Source organism: Paenibacillus baimaensis, assembly GCF_025567575.1.
Genome location: NZ_JAOQIO010000045.1, coordinates 44,739 through 50,738, shown reverse-complemented (window position 1 = coordinate 50,738; position 6,000 = coordinate 44,739). Strand labels below are relative to the sequence as shown.

4 protein-coding genes are annotated in these 6,000 nt (G+C 42.6%); 3 read left to right on the top strand and 1 reads right to left on the bottom strand.

Annotated elements, in window-relative coordinates:
* Positions 1–645 precede the first annotated feature (645 nt).
* Together OB236_RS14660 and OB236_RS14655 are read left to right on the top strand one after the other, a co-directional pair.
* The gene (locus OB236_RS14660) at positions 646–1,497 is read left to right on the top strand and encodes an aldo/keto reductase (protein WP_262684673.1); all 852 of its coding nucleotides are present in this window, start codon (positions 646–648) and stop codon (positions 1,495–1,497) included.
* 713 nt (positions 1,498–2,210) lie between these two features.
* Positions 2,211–3,731, top strand: coding sequence for an FAD-dependent oxidoreductase (locus OB236_RS14655; RefSeq protein ID WP_262684672.1), 1,521 nt, complete (start codon positions 2,211–2,213; stop codon positions 3,729–3,731).
* Here the strand turns inward: OB236_RS14655 and OB236_RS14650 are convergent.
* Positions 3,725–4,555, bottom strand: coding sequence for an AraC family transcriptional regulator (locus tag OB236_RS14650; protein WP_262684671.1), 831 nt, complete (start codon positions 4,553–4,555; stop codon positions 3,725–3,727). The two genes, OB236_RS14655 and OB236_RS14650, sit on opposite strands and share 7 nt — an antisense overlap.
* Before the next feature lie 88 nt (positions 4,556–4,643).
* On the opposite strand from OB236_RS14650, the gene OB236_RS14645 reads away from it, so the two are divergent.
* Positions 4,644–5,879, top strand: a complete 1,236-nt coding sequence (locus OB236_RS14645; RefSeq protein ID WP_262684670.1) for a glycoside hydrolase family 130 protein — start codon at positions 4,644–4,646, stop codon at positions 5,877–5,879.
* The last annotated feature ends 121 nt before the right edge of the window (positions 5,880–6,000 follow it).

Below are 6,000 nucleotides of genomic sequence, written 5' to 3'. Positions count from 1 at the left end.
ATAAATATTGTCCAGTTTTATGTTGACAATCCAGTCTCAAACAAATCCAAACTGCAGCGATCCTTATTCTTAAGGATAATATAGGGATGAATCAGTACTAATTGAAGAACACAATGGAGATCGAGCTTAGGATACAAGCAGGAAAAAAGAAAAATTAAGGATTTGTTAATTAAGCGACGCAGGTATATTCTATTGCCTGCTCAGCCGTGAGATTCATATTAGTGTAACTGTTCTCAACAAGCGGAATAGGAACAACACTTTTAAATGAGTACGGTATAAGGCATATTTGTCGATGGCGTGAGTAGTTTTGAGAGGATTAGACAATAATATGAGAGAAATAGGCTAAGGGTTTCTTATTTTTTTGTTGCATAATAAGAATGTCGAAATAATATGATGTGCAGGTATAACAATGCCGAAAAGGGCAGACTTGGAGCTGGACAAGGGAATTAGAGGTGCGAACGATGCGTGCCTATACGTTGTTGCCAATTCTCTAAGTTTACAAAGCAACCAGACCCATTGTGTTTTGCTGGATGTAACCGTATCTATCTAACTCAGAAGGTAGACGCCTGAAGACTTAACAGGTCCAATGACCAAATTTTATTCGTAATTAAGTAAAAAACAAATATTAATAAAGGAGAAATCGGTATGAAATACGTAGAATTAAACAATGGTGTGAAAATGCCAATTTTGGGATATGGGGTGTTCCAAATTCCAGATCATGAACAATGTGAAAGGTGTGTGCTGGATGCAATAGAGGTAGGTTACCGTTTAATCGATACTGCTCAGGGCTACGGCAATGAAGCGGCTGTAGGAAAAGCTATTAGAAAATGCGGGGTTCCAAGAGAGGAATTATTCATTACTACAAAGATCTGGATTTCCACATATGGATATGAAAATGCAAAAAAATCTATCGAAGGATCTTTAGAAAGACTTCAGCTTGATTATGTAGATTTATTATTAATTCATCAGCCGTTTAATGATTACTATGGAACATATCGTGCAATGGAAGAACTAAATAAAGAAGGAAAATTGAGAGCGATAGGTGTAAGTAATTTCTATCCGGACAGATTTATCGACCTGATTAAATTCAATGAAGTTGTTCCAGCAGTAAATCAGGTTGAAACACATGTATTTAATCAACAAGCAAAGGCTCGAGAAATTATGAAGAAATATGGAGTGCAAACCCAGGCCTGGGCACCTTTTGCGGAAGGAAAAAACAACTTATTTAGTAATGAAACATTAAACGCAATTGGAGATAAATACAATAAATCCAGTGCTCAAGTAGCTTTGAGATACTTGATTCAAATTGGTGTGTCAGTGATTCCTAAAACGGTAAATAAGGAACGAATGAAACAGAATATTGATGTATTTGATTTTGAATTAACAAATGAGGATATGGATGTCATTGCTGCTTTAGATAGAGGAGAAACTTTGTTCTTTTCACATTATGATCCTGAACAAGTTGAACGTTTAACCAGCATGGTAAGAAAGTTTTAATATAGTCCAACGCAAAATTTAAACAATGAATGTTTCAAAATCCGCAATCTTGAATCGGTTATCGGACAAGCCAATCGTTTCAGAGCGTCTTGAAGAGGAGAATCAACCTTTCCCGCCTATATGTCCACACGCGTATGCTTGGGTGCATTTAAAAGGGAGGAATTCAAAAAGAATAACCATGAGAAAATGAATTTAGTGTGTCCAAACCAGCAAAATAAAAAGGTAAATAGAATGAAAGAGAAGATGCATACACCACTGGCATATTCCATGAGATATTATGGATTGGAATATCCAGAAAATTTCGAAAGTGAAGCTAGGGATATTGATAAGCATGTATTAGGCTTATGTGCTCCCACTAAGTACTTGCATTATTAGATGAGCCGTATGGGAAGCGGCTCATTCTTGTTTTTAACGAATTTTCAGGGAGATGGCTGCGGCGACTGCAGGGGTAGTGCCGCTCTTGATTGTTTTTTCTTAGGGCATGCACATATAGATAATGTTCCGATTTATCAAACTACTGATTTTCTACTGTGACTCGGAGGGTGAACACTTTTAAAAAAAGTGCTCGCCCTCCGGGTCATTTATATCAAATGGTAGTAATGCTAAAAAAGTAAGATGTATCAAGTTAAAAAGGAAGATCCATCATTCTCGATAGATTAAGGATAGGCTTATAATAATAAACGTAAACGTAATTAAGATGGAGGAGGAATAAAATGTACCAGGAGAAACAGTATGATATTGTAATTTACGGAGGGACTGCGGCAGGTATTATGGCTGCTGTTCAAGCAAAAAAAATGGGTAAAAATGCAGTTGTGATCGAGCCAAGTCAGCGGATTGGGGGCTTGACTACTGGAGGCCTGGGGGATACGGACTTCGGGATGAAGGAAGCTATCGGGGGCTTATCCTTGGAGTTTTACAAACGGGTAGCCCAGAAATATTCACATGACGGAGCTTGCTGGCTGTTTGAACCTAAAGTAGCGCTCGAGGTTTTGCAAGATTTGGTGACGGAACATAACATCGAAGTCATATACGGAGAAAAGCTACGTCTAAAAGACAAGGTCACAAAGAAAGGTTCAAAAATTATCTCCATTTGCATGGAATCCGGGAACCTCTATCAAGGCAAAGTGTTTATTGATGCTACTTATGAAGGGGATTTAATGGGTAAATCGGGCGTATCCTATTTTGTCGGCCGGGAGTCCAATTCACAATATGGGGAGACATTAAACGGCATTCATCCTGGCAATGAACTCAATGAACTACCCAGCGGGATCGATCCATATGTCATTAAAGGGGTGCCCTCGAGCGGCTTGCTTTTGCGAGTCAATCCTCACCGAGGAGGCAATATGGGCGATGGAGACACAAAGCTTCAAGCTTATAACTTCCGCATGTGTTTGACGAATAATCCGGACAACCGCCTGGAGATCGAAAAGCCTGAGGGATATAACGAAGCCGATTATGAAATTTTGTTCCGGGCCATCGAGCAAGGGCAAAGTTCAAAATTTTTTAAATTGAATATGGTAACTTCGGATAAGACAGATTCCAATAACAACAGTGGCATTTCTACGGATTATAACGGAATGAACCATAGTTATGCAGAGGCGGATTATCTTGAGCGGGAACACATGTGGCATGCTCATCGCCTCTATCAGCAAGGCTATGTGTGGACCATTCAAAATCATCCGCGAGTGCCGGAGGCAATTCGAGCAGTCTACAAGCCATGGGGCTTGCCGCTCGATGAATTTATCGAGACAGGTCACTGGACTCCACAGTTATACATCAGAGAATCCCGCAGAATGATTAGTGACTATGTTGTGACCGAGCATGTGGTCAGATTGGAAAAACCTGTGCTCGATTCCGTTGGAATGGGCTCCTTTGCCATGGACTCACATCACACGCAATATTATGTAAACGAAGACGGGAATGTTAGCACGGAAGGCGGATTTTACGTAAAATTAAAAGCCCCTTATCCGATAAGCTATCAAGCAATTGTGCCAAAACGGACAGAGTGCACCAATCTAATTGTGCCGGTATGTGTTTCGGCTACCCATGCAGCCTACGGTTCGATCCGGATGGAGCCCGTATTTATGATCCTGGGGCAATCGGCTGCGGCTGCAGCCGTTCTGGCACTTGATACGGATGGTATCGTTCAAAATGTAAAGTATGAGCAGCTTCATTCCCTGCTCGTTCAAGAAAATCAGGTATTATACGTAGACGTCCTAAGCACGCATCAATAAGGATTGAACCCATATCCAAATTTGCGCCGGTATTCGCCTGGGGGATGTCCAAATCGTTCGCGGAAAACTCGGCAAAAATGAGGGTAACTCTCAAAGCCTGTCTTTTCAGCAACCTGTTCCAGCGCAAGATTGCTGTAGAGCACCTGCTGCTGCGCAAGCTTTAGCCTAACGTCAATACAGTAGGCGAACAGCGATTGGCCAAAAGCGGCTTTAAACAGATATGAGCAGCGTGAGACGCTTAATCCGACAGAGGCCGATATTTTTTCTAAACTAAGAGGTTCATTGGCATGACTTTCTATAAATAGCTTAAGTTTATGAGCGATATCTGCTCCTTTGGTGCGTTGTTTGCTCTTAATTACTTGCTCCAGTGTCAAACAAAGCGTTCTAAGAAGGTAGTCCATGATCTCCTCTTGGTTCTGCATGACTTTTTTCTTTTCGCTGATAATATGCTTCCATAGGGTAATGACCGTATCGTCAAAGCCAATGTTTGTTTTAGTGGGCAAGTCTTTGTTTTTCCACCACGAGTCCAGCCATTCCCCGTTACCGGCCAGGAAATAGTCGCCGACAGGTTGAACCGCACCCGAATCAGGAGCGCTTCGGGGCTGCACATTGAGTTCGTATGGCTGATCCGGAGGATAGATGAGCAGGTCACCGGGGATGATGGTCTCGGATTTCCCTCCCACCAGTGCGCGACAGGATCCTTCTGACTGAAGCCGGAACATGTAGAAGTTCAGCCCGTCTTTATACGTAACGGAGTGAGGCTTAGTGTGGGTGAAATAATTAGCATAAATAACGCTGGATTGGTATTGAACTGACCTCGTCATAGGAAGATTCCTCCAGAAAATAACTATTCTGCTCCGATTATATAGTTTCTTCGTTGAGATTGACAGAGAAAAGAGAGGAAAACGGATAATGAAACCAAATTTTAAATATTTAAATAAGCCGGCATTAGAACCGGTACCAGGCTGTGACTGGGCCAGCAAAATGGTGCTAAATCCTGCCATCGTGCAAGATCCAGAGTCGAGCACATTGCATATGTTGTTCAGGGCAACGGGTCCTTGGGCACAAAAGCGGAGAGAAGGCTGCCACGACCCATACCCGATTTTCCTAGGCTATGCTACTAGCGAAGATAATGGGGAAACATGGGAAGCCGATTTCAGAGAGCCAGCGCTATCGCCGGCGTTAGGCTATGAAGAACACGAACTTTACATTGCAGATATTCATGGAAATCGCGTACGCAATTATGCGAATGGCTGTATGGAAGATCCGCGTATCTTCCCAATTGAAGGGGAGCTATACGTTAGTGTGGCTTGTCGTCCATTTCCTCCGGGTCCTTATTGGCTGTCGGATGTCCAGACGAGATTTGAATATGTACCAGAGTGGATATTCAATGGAAGTGAAGCTGAAGACCCCTTTATTAAAACAGCGCGCTCCAATGATACTGTCACGGTTCTATATAAATTAGATTTGCAGCAGTTGAAAATGCGTAACTATAGCGCAGCATTCCATTATATAGGCCCACTGACGGAAGGGCACGTTAGCGATAATCGGGACGTTTTTCTTTTTCCTGACAAAATGATGATTCAAGGGAATTCACAATATGTGATGCTTCATCGTCCAATGAACGTGTTACCGTTCGAGCGAGGAGCTGAAGTGAAGAAACCCTCTATCTACATAGCAGCTGCAAATACGATTGAGGACTTCGCTTCTCCGAAAGCAACGCATCGTCTGCTTGCGACGAGTGTCTTTCACTGGGAGGATAACCGCATTGGTGCAAGTTGGCCGCCAATCCGTGTCTCGGACGACGAATGGCTCGTATCTTATCATGGAAAGAAAGACGTTGTGTTTGGCTACACGCAGTCCTTCATGATTGTGAAGGAGCAGCCGAACGATTTCCCGGTAGTAACACATCGGTGCTCAGAGCGGCTGATGTTCGCAGATAGAGAGTGGGAGATGCCTTCCGATTATCCGACGCCTTGCTTATTTACCACAGCTGGTATCGTCGTGGGAGATGAGCTGATCATGTCATACGGTGCTGCTGATCAGAAAGTAGGAATTTCTTGGGTCAACTTTAAAGAGTTAACGGATTACATCCGTTGTTTCGACGAGAACGGTAGTGCCATTAAAACATATTCGAAGCAAGATTGAGAAAAAGGGTAACAAAACTAACAGCATCAGCTACTACATATCTATCGGTAAAGCTAAAAGGCATGAGTCCGGTACAGTGCCGAATTCATGCTTTTAGTATTTTTCGATTGGTGAGGAGTGC

Excerpts from the sequence above, each read along its gene's own strand:
- OB236_RS14645 (WP_262684670.1), top strand. The coding sequence starts at position 4,644 with ATGAAACCAAATTTTAAATATTTAAATAAGCCGGCATTAGAACCGGTA.
- OB236_RS14650 (WP_262684671.1), bottom strand. The coding sequence starts at position 4,555 with ATGACGAGGTCAGTTCAATACCAATCCAGCGTTATTTATGCTAATTAT.
- OB236_RS14655 (WP_262684672.1), top strand. The coding sequence starts at position 2,211 with ATGTACCAGGAGAAACAGTATGATATTGTAATTTACGGAGGGACTGCG.
- OB236_RS14660 (WP_262684673.1), top strand. The coding sequence starts at position 646 with ATGAAATACGTAGAATTAAACAATGGTGTGAAAATGCCAATTTTGGGA.